This window comes from Microcoleus sp. A6-C6, from assembly GCF_036705955.1.
Classification (GTDB): Bacteria; Cyanobacteriota; Cyanobacteriia; order Cyanobacteriales; family Microcoleaceae; genus Microcoleus.
The window spans coordinates 13,858-39,112 of record NZ_JAUBVR010000021.1 but is presented as its reverse complement, the minus strand read 5'-3'; the positions used below and the strand labels follow the sequence as shown (position 1 = coordinate 39,112).

At 44.7% G+C, this 25,255-nt stretch carries 15 protein-coding genes and 2 pseudogenes; 6 read left to right on the top strand and 11 right to left on the bottom strand.

The genetic code is table 11. The features are described 5' to 3' along the window. Positions 1 to 222: 222 nt before the first annotated feature. The 3 genes and pseudogenes from QUB52_RS11315 to QUB52_RS11305 all read left to right on the top strand — a co-directional run. Complete coding sequence (locus QUB52_RS11315) at positions 223 to 6,708, top strand: PAS domain S-box protein (RefSeq protein WP_332973232.1); 6,486 nt, start codon at positions 223 to 225, stop codon at positions 6,706 to 6,708. A 107-nt stretch (positions 6,709 to 6,815) separates the two neighbouring features. Continuing rightward, positions 6,816 to 8,054 carry a hybrid sensor histidine kinase/response regulator gene (locus QUB52_RS11310; protein ID WP_332973233.1) on the top strand — a complete coding sequence of 413 codons (1,239 nt, stop codon included), beginning with the start codon at positions 6,816 to 6,818 and terminating at the stop codon, positions 8,052 to 8,054. A 273-nt stretch (positions 8,055 to 8,327) separates the two neighbouring features. Next, positions 8,328 to 8,558 (top strand): annotated as a pseudogene (locus tag QUB52_RS11305) (sensor histidine kinase); the annotation flags it as partial. Between the two features lie 294 nt (positions 8,559 to 8,852). Here the strand turns inward: QUB52_RS11305 and QUB52_RS11300 are convergent. Next, entirely contained in the window at positions 8,853 to 10,514 is a 1,662-nt protein-coding gene (locus tag QUB52_RS11300) for a diguanylate cyclase domain-containing protein (RefSeq protein ID WP_332973236.1), read from the bottom strand. A 619-nt stretch (positions 10,515 to 11,133) separates the two neighbouring features. Between QUB52_RS11300 and QUB52_RS11295 the strand changes: the two genes are divergently transcribed. Next, positions 11,134 to 11,295 carry a hypothetical protein gene (locus QUB52_RS11295; RefSeq protein WP_265233361.1) on the top strand — a complete coding sequence of 54 codons (162 nt, stop codon included), beginning with the start codon at positions 11,134 to 11,136 and terminating at the stop codon, positions 11,293 to 11,295. Positions 11,296 to 11,298: 3 nt separating this feature from the next. On the opposite strand, the gene QUB52_RS11290 is transcribed toward QUB52_RS11295, so the two are convergent. The 4 genes and pseudogenes from QUB52_RS11290 to QUB52_RS11275 form a co-directional block, all read right to left on the bottom strand. Beyond that, positions 11,299 to 11,766, bottom strand: coding sequence for a response regulator (locus QUB52_RS11290; RefSeq protein ID WP_265233362.1), 468 nt, complete (start codon positions 11,764 to 11,766; stop codon positions 11,299 to 11,301). Next, positions 11,750 to 12,040: a hypothetical protein gene (locus QUB52_RS11285; RefSeq protein WP_265233363.1), complete on the bottom strand. Its 291-nt coding sequence runs from the start codon at positions 12,038 to 12,040 to the stop codon at positions 11,750 to 11,752. Before QUB52_RS11285 ends, QUB52_RS11290 begins: the two co-directional genes overlap by 17 nt. A 510-nt stretch (positions 12,041 to 12,550) precedes the next feature. Continuing rightward, positions 12,551 to 13,156, bottom strand: a pseudogene (locus QUB52_RS11280) (zinc ribbon domain-containing protein); the annotation flags it as partial. 123 nt (positions 13,157 to 13,279) lie between these two features. After that, a complete protein-coding gene (locus QUB52_RS11275) occupies positions 13,280 to 15,229 on the bottom strand; it encodes a response regulator (protein WP_265233364.1) in 1,950 nt (649 codons plus the stop codon). 154 nt (positions 15,230 to 15,383) lie between these two features. Between QUB52_RS11275 and QUB52_RS11270 the strand changes: the two genes are divergently transcribed. Next, entirely contained in the window at positions 15,384 to 15,527 is a 144-nt protein-coding gene (locus tag QUB52_RS11270) for a hypothetical protein (RefSeq protein ID WP_265233365.1), read from the top strand. A gap of 55 nt (positions 15,528 to 15,582) precedes the next feature. Here QUB52_RS11270 and QUB52_RS11265 read toward each other — a convergent pair whose 3' ends face one another. The 5 genes from QUB52_RS11265 to QUB52_RS11245 all read right to left on the bottom strand — a co-directional run bounded on the left by QUB52_RS11265 (position 15,583) and on the right by QUB52_RS11245 (position 22,294). Continuing rightward, a complete protein-coding gene (locus QUB52_RS11265) occupies positions 15,583 to 18,741 on the bottom strand; it encodes a PAS domain S-box protein (protein WP_332973238.1) in 3,159 nt (1,052 codons plus the stop codon). Beyond that, positions 18,738 to 19,136 (bottom strand): response regulator, encoded by a 399-nt coding sequence (locus QUB52_RS11260; RefSeq protein WP_265233367.1) that lies wholly within the window; start codon positions 19,134 to 19,136, stop codon positions 18,738 to 18,740. Before QUB52_RS11260 ends, QUB52_RS11265 begins: the two co-directional genes overlap by 4 nt. Positions 19,137 to 19,185: 49 nt before the next feature. Beyond that, complete coding sequence (locus tag QUB52_RS11255; protein ID WP_332973239.1) at positions 19,186 to 21,411, bottom strand: ATP-binding protein; 2,226 nt, start codon at positions 21,409 to 21,411, stop codon at positions 19,186 to 19,188. A gap of 42 nt (positions 21,412 to 21,453) precedes the next feature. After that, the gene (locus tag QUB52_RS11250; protein ID WP_265233369.1) at positions 21,454 to 21,777 is read right to left on the bottom strand and encodes a CBS domain-containing protein; all 324 of its coding nucleotides are present in this window, start codon (positions 21,775 to 21,777) and stop codon (positions 21,454 to 21,456) included. A 373-nt stretch (positions 21,778 to 22,150) separates the two neighbouring features. After that, positions 22,151 to 22,294, bottom strand: coding sequence for a hypothetical protein (locus QUB52_RS11245; protein WP_332973241.1), 144 nt, complete (start codon positions 22,292 to 22,294; stop codon positions 22,151 to 22,153). A gap of 1,272 nt (positions 22,295 to 23,566) precedes the next feature. Between QUB52_RS11245 and sds the strand changes: the two genes are divergently transcribed. Next, positions 23,567 to 24,538, top strand: coding sequence for a solanesyl diphosphate synthase (gene sds / locus QUB52_RS11240; protein ID WP_332973243.1), 972 nt, complete (start codon positions 23,567 to 23,569; stop codon positions 24,536 to 24,538). Between the two features lie 187 nt (positions 24,539 to 24,725). Here the strand turns inward: sds and QUB52_RS11235 are convergent, their stop codons facing one another. Continuing rightward, entirely contained in the window at positions 24,726 to 25,190 is a 465-nt protein-coding gene (locus QUB52_RS11235) for a hypothetical protein (RefSeq protein WP_265233372.1), read from the bottom strand. Positions 25,191 to 25,255: the final 65 nt, after the last annotated feature.

The following is a 25,255-nucleotide window of genomic DNA, read 5'->3' as shown; positions in this document are numbered from 1 at the left end:
AACCGAGCAGCTTGGGTTCCCAGAAAAAGCCGAGATTCTAAAAACCGTAAAAGTTTTACCTGTGAGTGGGTTTACCTACTGAAAACACAAACCCAGTCGATGTAGAACATTGTAATTGTTTAACCAAATAATTTTTCTGTGTTTGCTTTCGTTTTTTAGGGCTTAAATTCTTTGTATGCTATAATGGTTATCTCAACTGCCTTATGACAAATAAGAAGGTATATGATATCAGTTTTGAGCCCAGCCGCAAAGCGAAACGGCTTTAAAATTCTTCTCGTAGAAGACAATCAAGCCGAAGCCGATCTGATCGAAGAATTATTATTAGAAACAAATGTCGGCAGAGCTAAATCCCAAAGGCTGTCAGTAAGCTGTACAGACCGTCTCAGCAAAGCGCAGCAACTTTTGCTCGGCGAACATTTTGATGTGATTTTACTAGACCTTTCGCTGCCCGATAGCCAAGACTTAAGTACAATTGTCAAAATACAAGAATACAGCCTAAATACTCCGATCGTCGTACTGACGGCCCGCAACGATGAAAAACTCGCCGTGCAGTCAATCCAAGCCGGAGCTCAGGATTACCTAATCAAGCGAAAAATCGACAGCGAAGTGTTAATGCGATCGCTCCGCTACGCAGTCGAGCGGCAGCACAACCAAGAAGCTTTGCAAAAAAGCGAAGAAAAATATCGCTCGGTAGTCGAGAATTCCCTCGTCGGAATTGCGATTATTGCTCCTCCAATTTCCCCCTCCGAACCCGAAAAATGCCAGTGGTTGGAAGTTAATGATGCTTTGTGCGATTTGCTCGGATACAACCGCCAAGAAATTCTGCACCCAAATTGGGATCAGTCGGGTTTTCCTGAAGACAAAACCGCCAGTTTAGAGCAGTTAAATAAAATTTTGGCAGGACAGAGCGAAGGCTATGTTTTAGACAAAAGATGGCGCAAAAAAGACGGAAAAATAGTTTATACGAGAGTTTCCCTGCGCTGTATTCGCGGCCGAGACGGCTCGATCGACCGGATGATTAAAGTAATTTTAGACGTGAGCGATCGCTATCGCTACGAAGCAGAACTAAAAGCATCAGAAGAGTTTTTGAATCACACGATCAATGCTACTCCCGACCCAATTTTTGTCAAAGACGAGCAGCACAGGTTTGTCCTATTAAACGACGCTTTTTGCGAGTTAATGGGAACAGGGCGCTCGGAACTAATAGGCAATTCAGGCTATGACTTTTTGCCCCCAGCAGAAGCCGATTTTTTTGAGCAACAAGACGAGCAAGTATTGCAAAGAAGCATTCCTGAGCAAACGGAAGAGACTTTTACAGATAGCGCAGGGCAAGAACGCATTATCTCTACTAAAAAAACAGTCTTCAATAAAGCTGATGGCACTAAAATGTTGGTCGGAATCATGCGAGACGTGACTGAGTACAAGCGCCAGCAAATAGCTTTGCAGGAAAGCGAAGCTCGATTTCAAATCATGACCGATAATGTGCCGGGAATGATTTATCAATATCGGTTTTATGTAGATGGTAAAACATCTTTTACTTACGTTTCTTCGGGGAGTTGGCAGCTTTACAATTTACACCCTGAAGAAATAGAAGAAAATGCTGGCTTGGCTTTTGCAACTGTTCACCCCGACGACATCTTGGACTTGCAGCGATCGATCGCAACTTCAGCGGCAACCCAGCAAGCTTGGCAACACCAGTGGCGGCAAGTTGTGGGAGAGCGAGTGAAATGGCTGCAATGCGCGGCGAAACCGGAAAAACAAGCCAACGGCGATATAATTTGGGACGGTTTGGTGATGGATATCACTGAATTAAAACAAACCCAGCAAGAGCGCGATCGCTTCTTTAATATTTCCCTAGATTTACTTTGCATTGCAGGTTTTGATGGCTATTTCAAACGCTTAAACCCCGCTTGGTCAAATCTCTTAGGTTACAGCATAGCCGAACTTATAGCCAAACCTTTTCTAGAATTCTTGCATCCCGAAGACCGAGTAATAACTACAGCAGCAGTAGAAACACTAAAAAACGGCAACCCTGTTCTTAACTTAGAAAACCGCTATATTTGCCGTGATGGTAGTTATAAATGGCTGTCGTGGACGGCATCGCCCTTTGCCGAAGAAGGTTTAATTTATGCAGGGGGCCGCGATGTGACATTGAACAAACAAGCTGAAGCTGAATTACGCAAGAGCGAAGCCACCAACCGCGCTCTTTTAAACGCGATACCCGACATGATTTTTCGCTGTCGCGCCGACGGTACTTTGGTAGACTTTAAACCCGCAAAAGACCTCCAGACTCTCGTATCGGCAAACATATTTATTGGCAAAAAAGCACAAGACATATTGCCTGCTGCTTTTGCTAACAAGATTTTGTCCGGCAATCAACAAGCGATCGACACCGGCGAGATTCAAGTTGTAGAATATCAACTGCCAATTAAGGATGCACTGTGCGATTTTGAAGCGAGAATAGTATTCTGCACTGATGACGAAATTATCGCGATCGTCCGCGACATCACCAGCCGGAAACGTTTCGAGTCAAAACTCCACCGACAAGCCGCAGCAATGGAAGCGGCTTCGGAAGGTATCGGCATTATCAATGCCAGCGGAGAGGTGATTTATGCCAACGCAGCTAAACTCAAAATCTATGGTTACAATTCCCTCGAAGAAATGTTGGGGAAAAGTTGGAAAATGTTTTATGAAGGTGCAGAATTCCAAAGGTTCGAGCGGGAAATTATGCCGGCTTTAGCCCGCCAAGGTTATTGCAACACTGAAGCAGTAGGCTGCCGCCGCGACGGCTCTCAATTCCCTCAAGAAATGTCGTTGACTGTTCTGCCTAATGGCGAAATAATTTGTATTGTTCGTGATATTACTGCGAGAAAAAAAGCAGAAGCCGATTTGGAAAATAGCAAGCGGTTCGGCGATCGCATTGCTGAGGCCAGTCCTAATATGTTGTATGTTTACGACTTAATAGAACAAAAAAATATTTATGCAAACGCTTCTATATACCACATTCTCGGCTATACAGTTGAGGAAATTCAGGCAATCGGGCCGTGGATGATGTCAACTTTAATCCACCCGGAAGATTCAATCAAAATACCTGATTATTTACAGCAAGTCGAAACGGGTACGGAAGGGGATATCTTTGAAATTGAATATCGAATCAGGCACAAGGATGGTTCTTGGCGCTGGATTGTGAGCCGAGATACTGTATTTGCGAAAACAGCAGAGGGCAAGTTAAAACAAATTCTCGGCACGGGAACTGATATTACAGAAAGCAAGCAAGCAGAAGATGAAATCAAGCTGTTGCTGGCAGCAACTCAAGCAATTAGTCAGTCGGTAGATTTTCACAGCGCCCTCCCAGATATCCTGCGGTTGCTGTGCACTGCGATCGGCTGGAATTTTGCGGAAGCTTGGATACCGGCTGCTAACGGTACTGTTTTGGAATACAGCGAAACTTGGTACGCTAGCGATCGCGATTTAGATAGGTTCGGCTGTGAAACTAAAAAAATTAGATTCGCTTCTGGAGTGGGAGTGCCGGGACGGATTTGGTCAACCCGAAATGTAGAATGGATTGAAGATATTTCTAGAGCCAAAAATCATCTTTTTGCCCGGACGCAAATGGCGGAAGCAGTGGGATTGAAAGCTTGTTTCGGAGTGCCAATTCACGCTAGCGGACAAGTGCTGGCAGTTTTGGTATTCTGCAAGCGCGCTCGATCAATTATGGAGCCGCGGATAGTAGAGTTGGTTAAGGCGGTAGCGACTCAGTTAGCTGCTCATATTCAGCGCAAACAAGCCGAAGAAGAATTGCGTAAAAGCGAAGAACGTTGGCAGTTGGTTCTCAAAGCCAATCAAGACGGAATTTGGGATCTGAATCTTCAAACAAATCAAGCTTTTCGATCGGCTCGCTGGCAAGAAATTATCGGTTACGCAGACGGCGAAATCGACAGTTGCAACAGCGAATGGATCGATCGCATTCATCCAGACGATCGCTCACGAGTGCAAGCAGCGATCCAAGATTATCTCGATCGCCAAACCCCCCATTACGCCGCTGAATACCGCTTGCAGTGCAAAGACGGCAGCTACAAGTGGGTGTTCGCCCGCGCTCAAGCAGTCTGGGACGAAGCCGGAAACCCCCTGCGGATGGTGGGTTCGATGACTGATATCAGCGATCGCAAAGCAGCAGAATTAGCTTTGCTGCGGGTCACTCAAGCCGTGGAAAGTACCAGCGATGCGATCGCGATCGCCGACTTGAAAGAGCGGTCTATTTACCACAATCAAGCCTTCATTCAGCGTTACGGCTATACGGTGGAAGAACTCAACGATCTAGGCGATCGCGCCGCCCTTTACGTCCGGCCTAAAAGTTACAAGAAAATCTATAAAAACCTTCGCCAAGGTCGCTCTTGGTGCGGCGAAGTTGCCCTCCGAACTAAGAGCGGCGAAGCTGTTACCGCTCTGGTGCGAGCCGATAGCATTAAAGATGTAAATGGCAATTCGATCGGCTTAATTGCAGTGATTACTGACATCACAGAACGCAAAGAATCTGAAGCAATCTTGCGCCAGCAATTAAAGCGTGAACAGTTGGCCGTAGCTATGCTGGAACGCATTCGCTCTTCTCTGAATTTAGCAGAAATTCTCACCAAAGCTGTCGAAGAAGTGCGGCATTTTTTACAAGTAGACCGCACTGTTATTTACCAATTCAATCCTGATTGGAGCGGCTTTATCGCTGTTGAGTCGGTTGCCGAAAATTCCCTACCAATTGTGGGAATGGAAATTTACGACCCTTGTTTTGGAGAAACCTACGTTACTCTTTACCAAGAGGGCAGAATTAGAGCCACAGATGATGTTTACAATGCTGGCCTCGCCGACTGCCACTTGAGTTTGTTGGCTCGGTTCGATGTGAGAGCCAATCTGGTAGTACCGATTTTGCAAGGCGAAAAATTGTGGGGGCTGTTAATTGCCCACCACTGTACGGGCCCGCGTCCCTGGCAGCAATTTGAGGCAGAGTGCCTGAAACAATTGGGGGTGCAGTTGGCGATCGCCATTCAGCAATCGACCCTATTTGAACAAGCACAAACCGAAATTGCCGATCGCAAACAAGCAGAAGCCGCCCTGCAATTAGCTAAAGAATCCGCAGAATCCGCCAACAGTGCCAAAAGCGACTTTCTCGCCAACATGAGCCACGAATTGCGGACGCCTTTGAACGGTATTATGGGATACATTCAACTGCTGAAATCCGATCGCAATTTAACAGCCGAACAACAGGAAAGCTTGCATAGCGCTCACCAGTGCTGCAACCACTTACTGACGCTGATTAACGATGTTTTAGACCTAGCAAAAATCGAAGCTAGTAAAATGGAACTGTCTGCCACAGAGGTGGATTTACCGAGTTTAGTAAAAAGTATTGTTGACTTGTTCCAAATGCGATCGCATCAAAAAGGAATTGCCTTTAATTACGAGCAGGTGTCGCCGCTACCCGACTGCGTTTTAGCTGACGAAATAAGGTTGCGCCAAGTTTTGATTAATTTGCTCAGCAATGCGGTTAAGTTTACTAACAGCGGCGGCGTGACATTCAAAGTCGGTTATGCAGAAGATTCAGCCGCGAATTCGACTTTGATAGCGGGAGTTGCCACTCAAACAATCAATTTAACTGCGAATTTAGACGACGCACAGCAAGTGTCTCTCGCGCCGTTCTTCACACCATTCGCGCCGGAAGCTCAAACAGCAGCAAATATCGGCGATCGCGCCCCAAACCCTAAAATTTGCTTTCAAATCGAAGATACTGGCATTGGTATCGAGCAGGATAAATTAGAAGAAATATTTTTGCCTTTTCATCAAGTGGGCGATCGTCACAATTTCGTCGAAGGTACCGGACTGGGACTTTCCATTAGCCAAAAAATAGTCAACATGATGAGCAGCAAAATTCGCGTCCAAAGTACCCCCGGCAAAGGCAGCATATTTTCGTTGGATCTAGACTTGCCCGCAGTCGCCCAGTCTTCTCAACTCCCCTCCGCGCCAGAAAAACGCCGGCTTGTCGGTTTTAGCGGCCACCACCGCAAAGTGCTGATCGTGGACGATAACGAAGTAAATCGCGCCATGCTGCACAGGCTGCTTTCTCGTTTGGGTTTTGAAATTGCCCAAGCCACAGACGGCGAAGACTGCTTGCACAAAGCACAGGAATTTTTACCGGATATCATTTTAATGGACTTACTGATGCCCATCATGGACGGTTGGGAAGCTACCAGGCGGCTGCGACAGTTGCCGGAATTAAAAGATGCGGTTATCCTTGCTTTGTCCGCTAGCGTTTACGAGACTACGAGGCAAAAGAGCATACTTGCAGGTTGCGATAATTTTCTCACCAAGCCGATTCAAACTAACGAGCTTTTAGAACTGTTGCGCCTGCATTTGAGACTAGAATGGATTTACGAAGACGGATCGGAAACCAAAAAGCGGAAACCTCAAACTCGCAAAACATCACCTGAGATGGCTGCTACTGACTCGCAGCAATCTCAAACGATGATCTCTCCTGCCTCAGAGTCAGTCTTAAGTTTGTTAAGATTGGTTGCAATGGGCGATATTGAAGCTATTCTGGAGGAAACTACTAACCTCGAACATTCTGACCCGACATTGGTGCCTTTCGTTCATCATCTGCGCCAACTTGCTAAAGGATTTCAGCTCAAGCAAATTCGAGATTTTTTGAAACAACATTTGTCCTGAAATTGACGGTAGCTACGGGTTTCTAGAGCTACAAAAAATTCTTTGAATCGGATTTCAAGTCACAGCCGACAACTCACAACTCAATAATTTGAATATTTCCCTTGAATATGAACAATAAAAATTCCGAAAGAAGCATCATACTAATTGTCGATGACAACCAAACAAATCTTGACGTACTTTTCGAGCTGTTGAGGAACTACGGGTTTAAAGTATTAGTGGCTCTAGATGGCGAAAGTGCGATCGAGCAAATTGAATATATTCATCCAGATTTGATTCTTTTGGACATCATGATGCCAGGAATTGACGGTTTTGAAACTTGCCTGCGTTTGAAAGCAGACCCGTCAACGCGAGACATTCCCATCATCTTCATGAGCGCCCTTTCCGAGACGCTTGATAAAGTAAAAGGCTTTCAGACAGGAGCCGTTGACTACATCACTAAGCCTTTCCAGCACGAAGAAGTGTTGAGCCGCATTGAAACTCACTTGACAATCCGCAACTTGCAACAAAGACTCGAAGAAAAAAACCTCGAACTAGCCCACCTCAACCAAAACCTAGAAAGACTTGTCGAACAAAAAACCAAGCAATTAATCGACCAGGAAAAAACAGCCATCATCGGACGTTTGACTCAGGGCATGGTGCACAACCTCAAAAGCCCGCTACAAGTAATCCAGACTAGCGTCGATTTGATTGAAACAAAAGCCACAAAAATTCAAGAAGACTCTCTTTTCAATTATACCAAGTATATTTTTCAAGCTGTCACAAAAATCAATCAGATTATGGATAATCTGATGATGAAAAGCAGAAAAGAACAAAACCAAGATTTGCATCCTGTAAATATCAACGATTTAGTCCAGCGAGAAATTCAGCTATTAGAAGGCAATCTGTATTTTAAAAATAAGATTAGAAAAAAATACTTTTATGACGAACAAATTTCCAACCTTCCCTTAAGTTATTCCTATATATCTCAAATTTTTTATAACTTAATAAATAATGCAATGGATGCTATGTGGGCAAAGAAAATGCGGGAACTAACTATCGTGACTCGGCAAGACGACTCGAACATATACATGGATATTGCCGATACCGGATGCGGCATAGCACCTGAAGATTTGTCAAAACTTTTTGACCCTTTTTACACATCAAAGCCGCCTAAAGGTGAGGAAAAAATCGAAGGCGAACCGACTGGAACTGGTCTCGGACTTTACACTTGTATTGAACTTTTAAAACCTTTTAACGGCGAGATTGCTATTAGCAGTAATGTCGGTCAAGGCAGCGTGTTTACAGTTGTTCTGCCGAAACAGCAGAAAACTTTATCGACTCAACAGAGTAAAATTCTGTCCGATTAAACAACTATAATTAAGTTCATAATTGGGTTCGTAGTGAGGACTTTAGTCCTTCTTTATTCACAACAACCGCTTGAGTTTTGCTAGCATGATCCATACATAAGGCAGACAGGGAAATGCTCGATCGCACAATCAGAGCAGCGGTAGACTCCAAACAGCCGTATCATCTAGAATACCGGATTGTGCGCGGGTGCCGTAGGTGTCGGAAAGAGGCAGGGCGTACCATCCAGAAGGGTTAGTTTTGTGGCTCGATGGAGCGATTTTTGATATTACCGAGGCGGGGGGATACCGGAGTCGGTGCGATCGAGGCTGTTTGACCAGTTTTTCACGACTAAGCCTGTGGGCAAGGGCACTGGCTTGGGATTGTCGATTTCTCACTCGATTGTAGTCGATCGCCACGGCGGCCGATTGAGCTGTCTTTCGACACTGGGAGAGGGAGCGGAGTTTTTGATTGAAATTCCAGTGCGATCGAATTTAACTGGTACGAGTTCAAATGTAGGCGAATAAATTAGGAATTGGCAAGTTGACAGTTGACAGTTGACAGTTGACAGTTGACAGTTAACCTGGAAGGAAGAGGATTCGAGTAATTAATAGTCCCATACGGTTCAGTTAAGACAGTGCACGGAGAAAAACGATGTGACAAACAGACGCTGCGATTGCTTTCCCGAAGCGCAATGACAAACAGAGCTTAAGTGAACCTGATTAATAGTCTTCTTTTAATTTGTCCCTAAAAGGGAGAGGCTTTAAATCAATTCTTAGTGGTAAACAATCAATTACCAATTACCAATTACCAATTACCAATTACATCAAAATCGGGGAAGATTCCGACTTGCTGCTAGCGTGACAAATGCGATTTCTGCCTTCAGTTTTAGCTTGAAAAAGGGCGCTGTCAGCGCTGCGAATTAGGCTGTCTGGAGATTCCTGGGGAGAAGGAATCACAGTCGCAATGCCGCAACTCAGGGTAACGTAGAAGCCGATCGGCGATCGCGCGTGAGGCAATTTCAAACTGGCGATATCGTCGCAAATTTTCCGGGCGACAAGGTTTGCCCCTTCGGCGGTGGTATTCGGCAGCACTACTGCAAATTCTTCGCCGCCGTAGCGGGCGGCAAAATCCCCAGCCCGCTTGGTAGAAGAGGCGATCGCCCTAGCAACTTGGCGCAAACAATCGTCGCCGCCGACGTGGCCGTAAAACTCGTTGTAAAGTTTAAAAAAGTCGATGTCCAACATAATTAAAGACAGCGGCAGTTCCTCTCTTGCAAATCTGCGCCACTCCAACATCAAAACGCGATCGAACTGGCGGCGGTTGGCAATGCCCGTCAGTCCGTCAGTAGTTGCCAGTTCCTGCAATTTTTGATTCGCTATTGCGAGCTGGCGGTAAAGTTGAGATTGTTCGATCGCGATCGCCACTTGATTCGCTAAGTGCTGTAAAAAATCAATTTCCCACTGCTGCCATTCCCTGACACCGCTGCAATTGTATGCTGTCAGCATTCCCCACAAACTATTGCGATTTTCACTCCTAAAATCCGGCACACTTTTTCCCTGCGCCTGCGGTTTGCCAACAGTCAGCAGCGATATATAATCTTCTGCTGTATCTTGATTTTTTTCGGCATCCCAAACACTGCTTTTTAGTCTTTTATTTGCCGTTCCCCAGTCGCCAGATTGCCAAATTGGCACGCTTAAAACTGCTGCAATTTCACAATCTGCCAGCAACTCTTTGCAACTGCCAGACAATGCGGCAGTGCTGACATCTGCTATTGCTTGTACCGACTGGGATTCGACCAAAAAAAGGCATGACACCGCCAAAGCAGCACTAATATTTTGGTTTTCAATATAACCGTCTGGTAAACCGTCACCTGCGACGATCGCACCTTTTTGCTCTTCCCGGTCAAATTGCTCCGCCCAATCCTGACAGCGATAAATTAAAACGCGGTCTGTTTTGAAAAATTGGCGCACTTCTGCTACCGTATTTTGGAGAATGCTGGCGGTGTCTATTGACGATCGAATATGTTCGATCATTTGTCCCAACAGCCGCTGTCGGATCGCCTGCTGTCGCAATTGTTCTTCGACTTGCTGGCGTTCGATCGCGTAATGAATCGCCCGCACCAGCAGAGTTCTCTGAAATCTTCCCTTTACCAAACAATCTTGAGCGCCCGCTCGCAATACCGACAGCGCCGTATTTTCATCATTGCTATCTGTCAGCACCAGAACCGGAACTGTGGGCGATCGAGCTTTCAAAATTGCGATCGCCTCGCTTCCCCCCAAGCTGTCTGACACGGACAAGTCTAATAGTACGGCGTCAAACTTTTCAGCTTCCAGAAACGTGAGTCCCCTCTCCAGGGATGTAACAGTTTGGAGGCGAAACAGAGCCTCGCTGAATGACCCTAAAAGATCTTCGATCAGCGTCGCATCTGCGAGGTCATCCTCAACCAACAAAATTTTCAGAGATTGGTTACGTGTTAACACAACTATAGCGTTCGGAGCAGGTTGAAGGAAACTTTTTTGTTTTGAGAGCGATACTGGCGATCGGCACGAAACAACAATAATATCTTGTAAAGGCGGGTTAAGACCGGATCTTTACTAGCAGCTAGTGGAGCGCTGCTCTCACCCACCATCCCCATCAGCCAGTTTATTTTTACCTATCTACTTACTTGCGATCGGGCTATTTATTCCCCGGATATCCCCCTCGCATCCCCCGAATGGTTGCGGGGACTTTGATCAGATTCTTGTCCCCCCTTGGCAAGCTACGGTGTGCACACAAGTCAAGTTGGAAATCAAATGACGGAAAAAACGGAAATTTATTTTTTTAATCCTTGATTTTCCGTTACTTATTATCAATAAGCTAAAATTATTGATAAATAAATCTATCGTCTAAAAACTTTGCCTACTCACGATTGTGTCAGACAGAGCCAAGTTTTTAGGAATTGTGTGTACACCGTGGCCTTGGCAAGGGGCGATCGGGCTTAATAGAATCGTATTGCAGCAATATGTCGGTCTATAAAATTCAGTTTATACTCAAACTATAGCCTTTTTCAGAAAGATGAGGTATGTCTGGTAATGGGTAATTAGTAATGGGTAATTGGTCATGGGTAATTGGTCATGGGTAATTGGTAGTTCCTATAAGCTGACTGAGGTTTCTGGAGGTAAAAATAATCGCCCGCAGTGCATCTTCTTCCTAGTGATTGTAGGAGAATTTGCCATACCTCATCTTTCTGAGAACTGCTGTATCGATCTAGCCCTAAATTAAAGCTTACAGAGCCTGGGGCGGGAGCGAAACGATTACAAACCAATACTGGCATAAAGTCTTCATTACTTCCACCAATCCTTCAAAAGTGACTGGTTTGGATATAAAAGAATTCGCACCCAAGCGGTAGCAAAGCAAGATATCTCCGCTGCGGTGCGATGTAGTTAGAATCACAACCGGAATTTGTTGCAAGTTGGGGTCAGACCTCATCAAAGTTAGTGTTTCTCGCCCGTCAAGCCTCGGCATATTCAGATCCAAAAGTATCAGATCTGGTCGATGCCAATTGCTGCCAGCAGCATATTCACCGCGACGGTACAAATAGTCTAGCACTTGTTCTCCATTTTCCACAAATTCGCTACTAATTGCTAATCGAACTTCTCGCAGTGCTTCCTTCACCAAAAAGCGCGTGTCCTCATCATCGTTTGCTATTAAAATAGTAAATTTTTTATTTTCATTTTTATTTTGATAATTCACGTCTTTGCCTCACTAACGAATTTTGTGGGCGGGACTTGGAGCCGTTTCCGATCGCCTGCAAAGCATCTGTTGGCATCATCAGGCAAATCTGACCGACGACACTGAATTTGTGTTGCAGCAATTGACGATTTTTGCATAATTTGCGAAGGTTTACCACTAATACTTGTTTCACTTGGCAGTCTGTCCGAGAACCCTCAAACACCAAAGACATCAGAAATGCTTGTCCGCGAATTACTACGGAAACTACTGCATCCCAAAACAAGATCCTCTGCATACAGTTGAAACAAACTGACAAGTCTGGCGCGCACGGCTGATTTTAAGTTGTATAGGGATCGAGGTAATAGATTTATACTGCCATACGCTTGGGTTAACAGTGTTTTTTTTCGGAGATCCCCCTCGCATCCCCCTTCAGAAGGGGAACGAAAGAGAATACTCTTGTCCCCCCTTGTTAAGGGGTGTTACGGGGATCAGTCTTACCTAAACCGTATTAATTTATACTGATGGATCTTTCGCTCAATGTCATCAGTGAATATGCTACACTTTTTGAGGATTTGTGTAAAGAAACGATAAAGATTTTTACAGTTGCAGTCAAACCAGTTTCAAAAAAGAATGCAACTGCTGTCCCGCGATCCAAATCCCGATCGCCATTAGTCATTTCAAATTTTCAAATCTAAAATTGAAAATCTAAAATTGAAAATCTAAAATCGTATAAATGGCTGTTGAATGCTGCCTGCGGGCTACTGACTTCACTTTGATACAGGAATAGAAAATTGACACTCTACCGACAGGTATAGGTTCGTGTTGATAGACTTTTCTTGACAATCGTTCCGCAACTAGAACATTTTTGCCTTGTTCCACTGGCTGTTACAGTAATCGTAATTCTTCCGAATACTTTGCCGAAATATTCCATCCAGACCCGGAACATATACCAAGAAGCATCGTTAATTGATTTGGCTAGACAGCGATTTTTTACAATTTTTTTAATCCTCAAGTAGACCTAGGCTACACAGTCGTTGGACTGGATGACACCGGAGAGCTAATTTCATAGCAAAATCTTTACCAGCCTAAATCGTTTGATTTGAGTAGGTTGATAGAAGTGCAAGTCGCGCGTTCCTTTCAGCTTCAGTTTTCCAATTCCTTTTTTGTCGGTGAATGTGATAAATTTCCGATCTGACGCTAATTTCCAAACGCTAGTTTTGTATACAACTGAGCGATTCTATTTTTGAAATTGTGGAAATCCTTTCTTACCAGGATTCTTCTTTCTGCAATTGTCGTAAAATAGGGAAATTACCGACCATGTTCTTTCTGCGCTTGCTTGCCGAACCATGCTATTTAGTTCGTCACAAAACGGGAACTCTTTTGCCAAGACAGCACTAAATTTGGGCGTTGCTTAATCAGGGTATGAAATAAATAATTTTAAAATCCAGAAGCTTTGTAGACGCTGGTTTTTATGAATTGCATATTTAGCCTTTCATACCGTAAATCAGTAACGCCTAATTTCACGATGATCCATTTATTTTAAAATCGATTGAGTTAAATCCATTATCCTGTCGAGTCGGTAATCTGCCAGCAAATCTTTTAAAGCCTCAGCTAAAGTTGGATGACTTTCCCAAATGCGATCGACAATTTGAATCGCCAACTCTTCATTAACATCATTAACTGCATCGTAGAGTTCCTGCACCCAATTTCGAGGCATCTGGGCCAGCAGCGGCCAGAAAAATGAATCCGGTTTTTCGCTCACAAAATAACGCCGTAAAGCCCCGACAGGAAGCCCGGACAACTCTTGATAAATATAGCGCACTCCCAAGTAGGCAGCCATCTTATCAAACAGGATTTGTTCTTGAAAAGGTTTCCGTATAAAATCGTCGCAACCTGCGGCGATAATTTCGCCTTTTCTTTCCTCAAAAGTGCTAGCAGTCAGAGCAATAATTATAGTTTGCCGCTGATGCTGATTTTGTTTCTCTTTCTCTTTAGCTCTAATTTGTCTGACAGCTTCAAAACCGTCCATTACTGGCATTCGCGTATCCAGCCAAATTAAATCAGGCTGCCAACTTTCCCAAAGTTCAACAGCTTGGAGGCCGTTTTCCGCTTCTCGGACTTCAAAACCAATTGGTTGCAGCATTTTAACCAGCAGCAGCCGATTTTCTTGATTGTCGTCAACCGCTAAAATCCGATAAACCGGTTGATCTGCTTCTAATTGCATTACCCGTTGCAACGTCGCCACTGTTATTTCAGACGAAACAGCGGGAAATACTCGGATATTAAATTTAAAAGTGGTTCGCTCACCTAAAACACTGTCTACCCCAATATCTCCCCCCATTATTTCTACGTATTTTTTGGTAATTGTCAAACCCAATCCCGTACCGTCAGCCGCTTTTTTACCAGCTTCTGTTTGCACAAAAGCCTCAAATAACTTGTGAATTTCTCCTTCTGCTATGCCAACTCCCGTGTCTTCAATTTCAAAGCAAATTACACATTCCTCTGCCAAAGTAGAGTTAGGATAAATCTCCCATTTTCCCGACTGCTGATTGCCTTGCACGGTCGCACGCAGCCAAATACTGCCGCAGTTTTCCGTAAACTTTATGGCATTTCCCAGCAGATTGATCAAGCAGACGCGCAGCTTTTTTTCGTCAGTTTTTATATATTGCGGAACATCCGCCTGCACGAAAAATCTCAGTTGCAAATTTTTAGTTTCAGCTTTGATTTGAAACATCTCTTCGAGAGTATCGAGGAGTTGATAAAGGTCAAAGCTACTTTCATCTAAGCCAATTATCCCTGCTTCTATTTTCGACAAGTCTAAAACATCGTTAATTAGTTCCAGCAAATGTTGACCGCTGCGGTTGATAATTCGGAGATTTTCGATATTCTCGTGGCTGAGCAAAGAGTCGCGGCTCATGACTTGGGTAAAACCTAGGATGGCGTTCAAGGGAGTCCGCAATTCGTGGCTCATGTTGGCAACGAATTGACTTTTTGCTAGGGATGCAGCGGCCGCGGCTTCTTCGGCTTTTTTGCGTTCTATGATTTCTTGTTGTAGTTCGATATTGCGATCGATCAATTGTCTTTTCAGTCTTTGGATAGTCAGTTGATGTTCGATTCTCGCTAAAACTTCTGCTACATGAAACGGTTTTGTGATAAAGTCTACGCATCCAACTTTAAAGGCGGTTACTTTGTCTAATACTTCATCTAAAGCGCTGATAAAAATAATTGGAATTTCTGATGTTTTCGGATCTGATCTGAGCTGCGTACAGACTTCGTAGCCGTCCATTTCTGGCATTTTTATGTCGAGCAAAATCAGGTCGGGAGAACTAGATCGCGCGGCTCTGATTGCCATTTTGCCATTAATTACACCCTGGACTTTGTAGCCCTGATCCGACAGCGTTGCCGATAAAACTTGCAAGTTTTCTGGAGTGTCGTCAACAATTAATATGTTACCTTTATTATCTTCTGTTTGATTGCTGGTCATCGCTAGGTATTTTTTTTGCCAACTTAGGAATTGCTGAAATTATGAAAAAAATCAGTTAAATCGTTATGATAGCACTTGATCGTAAATCAACTACTTTCATATTTATATCACTTACACACACCAATCCAAGAAACTGGTTTTTTTAAGACGATAGATGCCAGTAATACCAATTGGAAAAATTATTCCTACGAAACAAATGTTGGTTGTTTTTACACGAACGAGAGTTTGTCAGGTGCGTCGTTATAAAATTGTCGATATTTCTCTGGAAATTTTTCATGGCGACGCACTCTACGACTGAATATCCATTCGTTAAATCCGTTAAATCTGTTATATAATCCGTTGCCGAACTTCCCTCAAACATTTCTAAATTCCTCAATCAAATCAATAATCCGATCGCACCGGAAGTTATGCGCCAAATCGGCGATCGCACTGCCGAAACTAGCATGAATCGGAGGAATCAACAACAGCAGCGCAAAAATCCGCTCATTATCCACCGCATCCGCAGCAGCGTACAACTCATCAACCCATTCACAAGGCATAGCTTCAAAAAATGAAGCATTCAGCGTAAAAGGCAAAGGAGGCGTTCCAGTGTGCGCGGAAACATCACCGGAAGCCACAGCATCAGAACTCGGTGAAGCTTCTCGATCGTAAACATAGCGAACTCCCAGATACTTAGCCATCTTTTCCAGAATCACTTGCTCCCGAAAAGGTTTCGCGACAAAATCATCGCAACCAGCAGACAAAATAACCGATCGCTCCTCATCAAAAGCACTCGCCGTCAGAGCAATAATCACCGTTGCTTGACCCTTCAAATGCGCTTTAATCTGTTTAGTAGCTTCATAGCCATCCATCACCGGCATCCGCATATCCATCCAAATCAAATGAGGTTCCCAACTCGACCACATCGACAGAGCTTGAAGGCCATTTTCAGCCTGCCGCACAGCAAAACCGAGGGATGACAACATTCTGAACAACAGCAAACGGCTTTCCAGGCGATCGTCCACAGCTAAAATCCTGTATTCCGGCTGTCCCGGTTCCAGGCCCACAACGCGGCGAGCGGTTTGAGCCACCTGAATTTCCACTGCATTAGGGAGCGAAACCTTAACGTCAAATCTAAAAATGCTGCCGTTACCGACACTGCTTGTCACCGTCATTTTCCCTCCCATTAACTGCACGAACTGTTTGCTGATCGGCAAGCCTAAACCTGTTCCTTCTTGAGCTTTTCTCCCGCTTTCTGTTTGCGCAAAAGGTTTAAACAAATTATCCATTTCTGCCGCAGCAATCCCCGACCCCGTGTCTTCAACTTCAAATAGCAAGCAGCAATTGTCAATTGGCGGAATCTGTCCGTGATTTTTATTCTCCAATAGTTCATGCTTAATTCTCAAATTCACACCACCTTCCGCCGTAAATTTAATCGCATTTCCCACCACATTAATCAATACTTGGCGCAACTTGCTTTCGTCTGTTTCTACATATTGAGGCACGTCGGGCGGACAATCATAAATCAACTGCAACCCTTTTTTCTCTGTTTGCAACTTCAGCATCTCTTCAGTATTTTTTAGCATTTTGTGCAAGTCAAAGGTGCTGTTATTAACTGTCACCAGCCCAACTTCAATTTTTGACATTTGCAGAATATTGTTGATCAGAACGAGCAAATGTTCCCCGCTGCGGCTAATAATTCCTAAGTATTGCTGTTGGTCGGCACCGAGGGCTGTATCGCGGGTCAGCAGTTGGCTGAAACCCAGAATTGCGTTGAGGGGAGTTCGCAATTCGTGGCTCATATTCGAGAGGAATTCACTTTTCGCCTTGTTGGCTCTGTCCGCTTCTTCTTTGGCTTTTTGCAGGGCTATTTCTGCTTGTTTGCGCTCAGTAATATCGCTGGCTGTTCCTGTTGTGCCAGTGATATTTCCTTCGGCGTCCAAGCGCGCGATCGCCTTCGTATTGACATCAATCTGCCGGCCGTCTTTTCCTAATACTATACTTTCGTACTGAAAGACATCATCTCCCGTCAGCAATCGCTGCTGAAGTTCCATATTTCGGTCTATTTGTGCTGGAGCTAAGAAATCGCCAAAAGAACAACCGAGCATTTCTTCAGGATCATAACCGTAGATTTGTTTGACTGCTTGGTTCACAAAAGTAAGGTGTCCTTGGGCATCGCAAGACCAGATAATATCTTGGGAAGTTTCAACTAAATGACGGTATTTTTCTTCGCTCTCTGCTAGGGCTATTTCTGCTAGCTTGCGGGGGGTAATATCCATCAAAGTTGTGAAGAGTTTTGTCACTTGTCCTTGTTGGTTGACAACTGCTTCTCCTCTGGATTCGATGTAGCGGATCGAGCCGCCTTCACTTGTCTGTGACGGGCAATGATCCGCAGCGATTGTCGATTCCGGGCGCAGGATGCGATATTCTAAAGTGTAGGATTGCCCGCTAGCAATAGCAGCGTCGATGGTTGTTTGCCATTTTGGGCGATCGTCTGGATGCACGTATTGCGGAAACTCAGTTAGTGTGGGCGCAGCCTGGGTTGCATCGAGACCGAAAATATGAGATAATTCTTCCGACCAAGTAGTTGTATCGGCAGAGAAATCGCATTCCCAATTCCCCAGGCGGGCGATTCTTTGCGCTGCTGCTAAAGAGGCCGCTACAGCTCGGAGTTTTTGTTCGGCTAATTTGCGATCGCTAATATCTTGAATCACAGAAATCACGCAGGTTTCGCCATGAATATCAATGATTTCTGCTGACAGCAGCCCGGTTCTGAGTTCCCCAGTTTTAGTGCGCCAATCAAATTCGTAGTTGCGAACAATTTTTTGTTCGTCTAACATTGCAAACAACTTGGCGCGGGCTGGTTTGCTTTCCCAAAGATTGAAATCAAGCGCCGTGCGATCGATAATTTCTGCTGCCGAATAACCGATTGTCTGGCAAAAAGCCTCATTAACTTCTAAATAACGACCGTCTTTAAGTCTAGCAATAGTAATCGGGTTGGGAGAAGAACGAAAAGCTTTAGCAAACTTTTCCTCAGACAAGCGCAGTTGTGCAGTCCGCTCCTCAACTAAAGTTTCCAATTCTTGATTCAGCTTTTGGAGTTGAGTATTTTGTTCAGCTAATTGCTTCTCCATAAAATAGCTGTTGACCGCTTCTTTTAAGGTCAACTTCAAATCTTCTGACTGCCAAGGCTTCGATATGTAGCGGTACAATTTAGCATATTTAATAGTATTCGCCACTGCTTCGAGGTCTGCTTGCCCCGTCAGCATAATTTTGATAGTTTTGGGCAAAATTTTGTGAATCTGCTTCAGCAATTCGTCCCCTTTCATATTCGGCATCAGGTAGTCGGAAATCAGGGCCACGATTTCGCAGCCCTCTGCCAGTAATTCATCTATTAACTCTAAAGCCTCTTCGCCGCCTTCAGCGGTTTCTAATAAATGTTCTTCTCCCAGGGCTTTTTTTAACTCAATCTTCAAACTTTCAAGGATGATAGGTTCGTCATCCACGCAAATAATCACAGGTTTATTGTTCATATTTTTGCCAAACCAGATTTTATAGTTTCTACTAATTCTTGGCTATCCCACGGCTTGTACAAACAGCGGTGCAAGTTTGCCTGCTCTTTCACCCGTTTTATTGCTACTGCGTCGGCTTGCCCGGTCAGCATGACTTTCACGATTTTGGGATATTTTTGGTGAACCAGGATCAAAAATTCATCTCCTTTAATACCCGGCATCAACCAGTCAGATACTATGACCAAAATATCGCTTTCATCTTCTTCTTGAATTTCCTCGATAATTTCCAGAGCTTCATCGGCATTTTCTGCTACTTCATAGAGGTAAACATCGCCAAATTCCTTTTTAAGTTGGATTTTTAAACTGTTTAAGATTACAACTTCATCGTCAACACACAAAATTACTGGCTTGGGCATATTTTTTTTCACTTCTATTTAATTCTTCAGGGCATTTGACCCCAGGTTTTTAATTGCCATCAGTGATTTCAATAGGCAAATATACAGTAAATTTGGTTTGACCTGGCACGCTTTCTACTTGCAGTTTACCTTGATGTTTTTCAATAATTTTCAGGACAATATCCAATCCCAAACCAGTGCCTTCTCCTGGAGGTTTAGTCGTGAAAAACGGTTCAAAAATTCTCGGCATAATCTCTGGGGGAATGCCGGGGCCGTTGTCGGTTATACTGACTGATATCGCGTTATTTTGGTGTTTGACATCAATTTTCAACACTCCTTTGTTGCCCATCGCTTGTAAAGCATTGTGAAGCAAATTTGTCCAAACTTGATTTAGTTCATCAGGATAGCATAGCACAGAGGGCAAATCAGTACCATAGTTTCTGACGACTTCCACACCGTGTTTGATTTGATAGTGGTAAAGCGTTAAAACAGTATCAATGCCCTCGGTAATATTAGCGTTCGCCTTGGAACCAGACTGGTCGTAACGAGAGTAGCTTTTCAATGCAAAAACGATTTTGGCTGCCCGATCTGTCGCAGTAGCAATATTTTTAGTGCTTTTTTGTACCGTAGCAAATTCATAGGCGATTTGTAAAATATTTGGACTTTCGCGGTCTTTCAACAAAGGTAAAAAAGGTTCTACATTATTGCAGATACCAATATCTAATAAAGTACAGGCAAGGCTGTCGGCGTCGTCAATTTTTTCTGCTTCTAATTGCCGTTGTAAACTTTTTTTCAACTGACGTTTTTCTTTACTAGATAAGGTGTCTGTTTCTTGACTTGACTTGTGCAGCAGCGCAAAAAAATCCTGCTGCCGTTCCGGGGATAGTTGCTTGAAAAATATTGGCAACTGGTGCAATTGTTCGGCCCAGAAGTCGGCGATGTTCTGCACCGAGGAGCGAATCGCCCCTAAAGGAGAATTAATTTCGTGAGCAACTCCGGCAATTAACTGTCCGAGGGCAGCCATTTTTTCAGATTGAATCAGTTCTTGTTGAGTGCGCTTCAGTTCTTCCAGCGTATGAGCTAATTCTGTATTTTTTTGGGACAATGCTGACTCTGCTAGTTTGCGATCGCTGATGTTGCGGGCAACCCAAATTACTGCATCTGTTGAGAACATAGAAATGCAGGCGGAAAACCAAATTTCGCGACCGCCAACTGCTAAGCTGTAGTCGAAATTGAGTGTTTGTTGCGTTTCTAACACTTGTTGAACTAGCATCCACCAATCATCGGGGTTGTCATCGTCAAAAAAATGTTCTATTGTCAGGCTGACTAGATCGCAATCTGGCTCATAAACTGCCGTGGTATTTGTCGGCAACACTTCTATATTGCCCTGAATGTCTAGCACGAGAACGATGTCTGTCATCGCTTCAAAAACTGCGCGGACTTTGGTTTCAGAAAAGTGTAGTTTTTCTTCTAGCAATTTGCGATCGCAAATTTTTTGCTGTAATTCTTGGTTGCTGGCTGCTAGTTGAACCGTGCGCTCTCGAACTCGCTCTTCCAGTTCGGTGTTGAGGCGGCGGACTTCAGCTTCAGCGGTGGCGCGGTCTTGTATTTCCTTCTTTAACTGACTGTTCGTGTTAATTAATTCTAAAGTTCGCTGTTTAATTTGTTCTTCTAGATTTTCATTTAATAGCCGCAACTGTTCTTCTACTTCGGTTCTCCGCAGCGCTTCTTTTTGCAATTGTTCGTTCACTTTTTTTAACTCCAGGATATTTTCGGCAACTGTTTCCTGCAAAAGCTCGACATTCGCGTGCATTTCTACCGGATCTAAGGCGTGCAGCAGGGTACTTTGGGTGATAATTCCGGCTAAATATCCTCCCTCGTCCACCACCACCAAGCGCCGGATGTGGTGCTGCTGCATGAACTGGTGAGCCTCCCACAATGTGGCTTCTCCTTGCAAAGGTATCAGCGGAAAATTCATCGCGGCGGCGGCGCGAGTGCCAGCAAAATCGAGTCCGGCAGCTTGGAATTTAACAATGTCCCATTCTGTAATTATGCCCACAGGTTTCTGCTTTTTATTGTCGCACTCATTGCAAATGACTATGCAGCTTTTGCGCTGAGTTGTCATCTGTTTTGCGACTTCTAAAACTGAGGTGCTAGTTGAGGCAACTATTACTTCTGCGGTCATAATTTCTTGGGCGCGTCGCATTTGCAGCAAGTCGCCCGCTTCCAGGATTTGACGGATGCTTTCGCCGGTGATGACGCCCAGCAAGTTTCCGGGTGCGTCTGTGAGGGACAAGTGACGGATTTTTGCCGTTAGCGCAGCCCGCCCCTACGGGGGCTACGCCAACGAAGAGGATCGCAATATGTCCAATACCTTGAAGATATTCTCCGCTTGATCGAGGGAAATGGCGATCGGTCTTTGAGTCATTACCTCAGCAATTATCATCCCTGCTAGTGGTATTTCGTTAGCAGTTATTTTCACAACATCGCGCTCCGTAAAAATGCCGATCAGTTGCTGTTCAAACGCGATCAAAACGCAACTGGCGCTCGCCTGAGTCATCGCGGCGATCGCAACTTTCAATGTGTCTGGAGGCAGCACCGGCAGTTTGGGGTCGATCGCCTGTTTTAGCAAGCTTTGGGTATCAGAAACTGTGGTTGACATGGGTAAATCAAGGGGGAGAGATCCAGGCAGAGCCCGCAATTAATACCATTTTAGATTTGATATTTGACAGTGATGGCACGCTGACCGAAATCCAGGTTTGACATCAGTCTAAAGTTGCATTTTTTGTCGCGCATCGGTATGATTTCTAGTGCGATAGGGCTAAATGGCGATCGGAATTGGCGCGGTAAAAGTCGTTGGGTGCATCTCAGTTTTGCTTTAAGAGTGAGAGTTATACGAGTTCGCACGGGCTTCTATAAGCCCATGCGGGGACGCTCCATAACATAAAAAATGCTTTTGACAAAAATGAGATGCACCCAATTGATTGGGATTATCTCATTTTGGCATTTATAGTGCGAACTCGTATAACTCGCGATCAATAAAAGACTCGCGAGCGCTTGCGAGCTCGCACTGTCAAAAAATGCTTTTTGCATTGATTGAGATGCTCCAAAATTGATTCGATATTGTCGTAAATGCCGATGTCAACTAAAGTGTCGGCTACTGTTTCATGATTTGCCACAGAATTGTTTGATAGCTGCCGAACAAAAGCTCTTTTAATCTGGGGTTTTTCTCGGTTGAAACAGCCGCGGCTGGTATTTTGGCAGCAGCGTCAGTAAATTCGAGTAGCCTTTGGGGATATTTGTGGAAAAAATCGGCGATTTCCACCTTGAGTATCTTGAAGATTGCGGGCTGTCGGTCGATCGCACTCCGCGGTAAACTAGAGATCGATCGTCACTCGTACCGCTAAACATCACGATGCCCGCAATTGTAAACAATAACCCTGCCTTTGTGCGCAAGCAGTCAAGGCAGGGTTATTATTGAGTATTCGGAATTCTGAGCGAGTAGTCCATTGCGAGCGAGGCCGGATTCGGCTAACAAGCTGTTAACTACTCACCCAATCGAGTTATTTTAGAGCTACGTTCGGCCAACATCAACACTATATAAATAGTCATTACATAACCGGCGGCCAGAATGGGAATAATTAGAGGAATATCGCGATAAATCATAATTAGAACCAAAAGTCAAGGACGAGGAGGAGGAGGGGGACAAGTTCAAGACCTACTACATTAAGTCAGCACGCAAGACTATGCCTTGGTTCTGAAGGCTACTTTTCCATATCAGGCTTCCCGGAACACTTAGGCGTTCCCGGTTAGTCGATTTTAGATTTTAGATTTTAGATTGACTCGGCAGATGAATCTGGGAGCTTCAACTAATGTCTAAAATTTTGGGATCTCCACGACGATTGTCGCGGCTTCTACCTGTTTTTGGGCGGGGTCAATAATGATTTACTGCTTTACAAATGCTTGAACAGCGTAAAACCATCCACTTTAGCTGCTTTGAGCTACCGTGCACATCTCATGCGCTAGTCTTAATTCCTGAAAGTTTTTAGCCGCGAGGAACTAAAAATCTGTCCCAGAAATTTTCGCTGCGATCGACTAACAAGGCTGGCTCTACGAAATTCTTACAGGCATCTGAAAACTACCTGCCAGCTAGGTTCAAGTACAGCCTGTACTTAATGTATAGAATTGTTTAAATCCTTAATAACTATAATAGCACAGGGTTTCTGGGATTTAGATATTTTTGATCACTGTCCTTAACAATTCGATACAATAGGGACAATCCCTCTGACAGTCGGCTACCCGCCTCTGGCAGTTGGGCCAGTCCTAGCTGGTGGCAGACAACAAATAACTGCCGATCGCCTAGATTCTTCTTCCCTATTGCAGAGAATTACCTTAAAATAAAGATATGATATGTAAAATTTTGTTACTTTACGGCTTGAGTCGGCGTATCCATGATCTCTAGCACTCTCCTATTTTCCTCGGTTGAAGAAGACCTGCGACTGTTGACAGAAAACTTGAAACAGTTAGTGGGTGCCCGTCATCCCATCTTGTACGCGGCTGCGGAATACTTATTCGGCACAAAGGGAAAACGGGTGAGACCCGCAATAGTCTTGTTGATGGCCAAGGCGACAATGCCCGATCGGGAAATCACCGAAAAACACCGCCGCCTCGCGGAAATCACCGAAATGATCCACACAGCCAGTCTAGTCCACGACGACGTGGTGGACGAGTCCGATCTGCGGCGGGGAGTACCGACGGTACACAGTCGGTTTAACAACCGAGTGGCAGTATTGGCGGGAGATTTTCTGTTTGCTCAATCGAGTTGGCACTTGGCCAATCTGGACAACCTGCCAGTAGTCAAACTGCTTTCAGAAGTGATTATGGATTTAGCTGAGGGGGAAATTCAACAGGGATTAAATGGATTTGACACCAGTTTGTCGATCGAAGCGTACTTAGAAAAAAGTTATTACAAAACAGCGTCTTTAATTGCCAACAGTTCTAAAGCAGCGGGCTGTTTGAGCGAGGTTTCAGCGGAAATAGCAGACGATTTGTACAACTACGGTCGCAACATTGGTTTAGCCTTCCAAATAGTAGATGATATATTGGATTTCACTGCTTCAACGGAAACTTTGGGGAAACCCGCAGGATCGGATCTAATCAGCGGTAATCTGACAGCGCCAGCGCTATTTGCCCTAGAAGAAAAGCCTTATTTGGAAGTTCTCATAGAACGGGAGTTCGCCCAAGAAGGAGATTTAGAGCAGGCCCTGGCACTGATAGAAGATTCTCAAGGCATAGAGCGCTCGCGAGAACTAGCCACAAATCACGCCCAGAAAGCCGTCGAATTCTTGGCTGCGCTGCCCCATTCTGAGTCCCGTCAAGCCTTGATTGACTTGGCAGATTACGTTTTGAGTCGGCTTTATTAGCAGGTTAAGAAAACCGGGCGGTTGAAACCGCGTCGATACAAACACTCACGCACTCCAAGCGGGTTGAAGAATGGGCGGTTAAAATTACGTTTTTTTCTTTACACCGCAGGCGAGTGGACTTCGTTTTTATCGACGTGGTTTCAACCGTACGTCCGATCTATTACAAATTAATCAGAAATTGAGTTATTTATGCAATATCTGGCGGTGGAGCCGATCGATACTGTTGCAAGTAAAGGTTAATTAAGTCTTGCACTTGCTGGCGAGGGATTTCCGTCCCGACTTCCTGATTGCCGGGATTTTCAAAAAAAACAATGCTGTCGAGACCTTCGAGAGCGATCATCTGAAATAAAATGTGAGTGACAGGCAAAGGCACCGGCCTCACGCGATCGCCCCCAGCCGCCGCAGCGGAGGAAGCATCTTGAAAAGTAGGAAAAGCATAAATCACCTTCTTCTCCCGTCCCGGTTGCTTGAGATTGCTCAAAACCACGATCGCCCAACTTTCGTCTACCGATTGCAGGATCGAGTATTCGAGGTGCTGTAGCTGTTGGGCAATTAAAACCAGCGCCGGGGCGATCGCCTCTAAGATTTGTGGCGTCGAACCGTCAGGCGGAGCTTTGTCGATCAGCGATCGAATCTGTAGATCTAAATCCATTAGTCAGTTAATTTGAGATTTGAGTTTAAGAATTTCACGGTAACAGGTGCAGGTGCAAGTATGTG

Excerpts from the sequence above, each read along its gene's own strand:
- QUB52_RS11260 (WP_265233367.1), bottom strand. The coding sequence starts at position 19,136 with ATGCCCAAGCCAGTAATTTTGTGTGTTGACGATGAAGTTGTAATCTTA.
- QUB52_RS11295 (WP_265233361.1), top strand. The coding sequence starts at position 11,134 with ATGGGTAATTGGTCATGGGTAATTGGTAGTTCCTATAAGCTGACTGAG.
- QUB52_RS11250 (WP_265233369.1), bottom strand. The coding sequence starts at position 21,777 with ATGTCAACCACAGTTTCTGATACCCAAAGCTTGCTAAAACAGGCGATC.
- QUB52_RS11275 (WP_265233364.1), bottom strand. The coding sequence starts at position 15,229 with ATGACCAGCAATCAAACAGAAGATAATAAAGGTAACATATTAATTGTT.
- QUB52_RS11285 (WP_265233363.1), bottom strand. The coding sequence starts at position 12,040 with ATGCAGAGGATCTTGTTTTGGGATGCAGTAGTTTCCGTAGTAATTCGC.
- QUB52_RS11310 (WP_332973233.1), top strand. The coding sequence starts at position 6,816 with ATGAACAATAAAAATTCCGAAAGAAGCATCATACTAATTGTCGATGAC.
- QUB52_RS11270 (WP_265233365.1), top strand. The coding sequence starts at position 15,384 with ATGCCAGTAATACCAATTGGAAAAATTATTCCTACGAAACAAATGTTG.
- QUB52_RS11265 (WP_332973238.1), bottom strand. The coding sequence starts at position 18,741 with ATGAACAATAAACCTGTGATTATTTGCGTGGATGACGAACCTATCATC.
- sds (WP_332973243.1), top strand. The coding sequence starts at position 23,567 with ATGATCTCTAGCACTCTCCTATTTTCCTCGGTTGAAGAAGACCTGCGA.
- QUB52_RS11315 (WP_332973232.1), top strand. The coding sequence starts at position 223 with ATGATATCAGTTTTGAGCCCAGCCGCAAAGCGAAACGGCTTTAAAATT.
- QUB52_RS11235 (WP_265233372.1), bottom strand. The coding sequence starts at position 25,190 with ATGGATTTAGATCTACAGATTCGATCGCTGATCGACAAAGCTCCGCCT.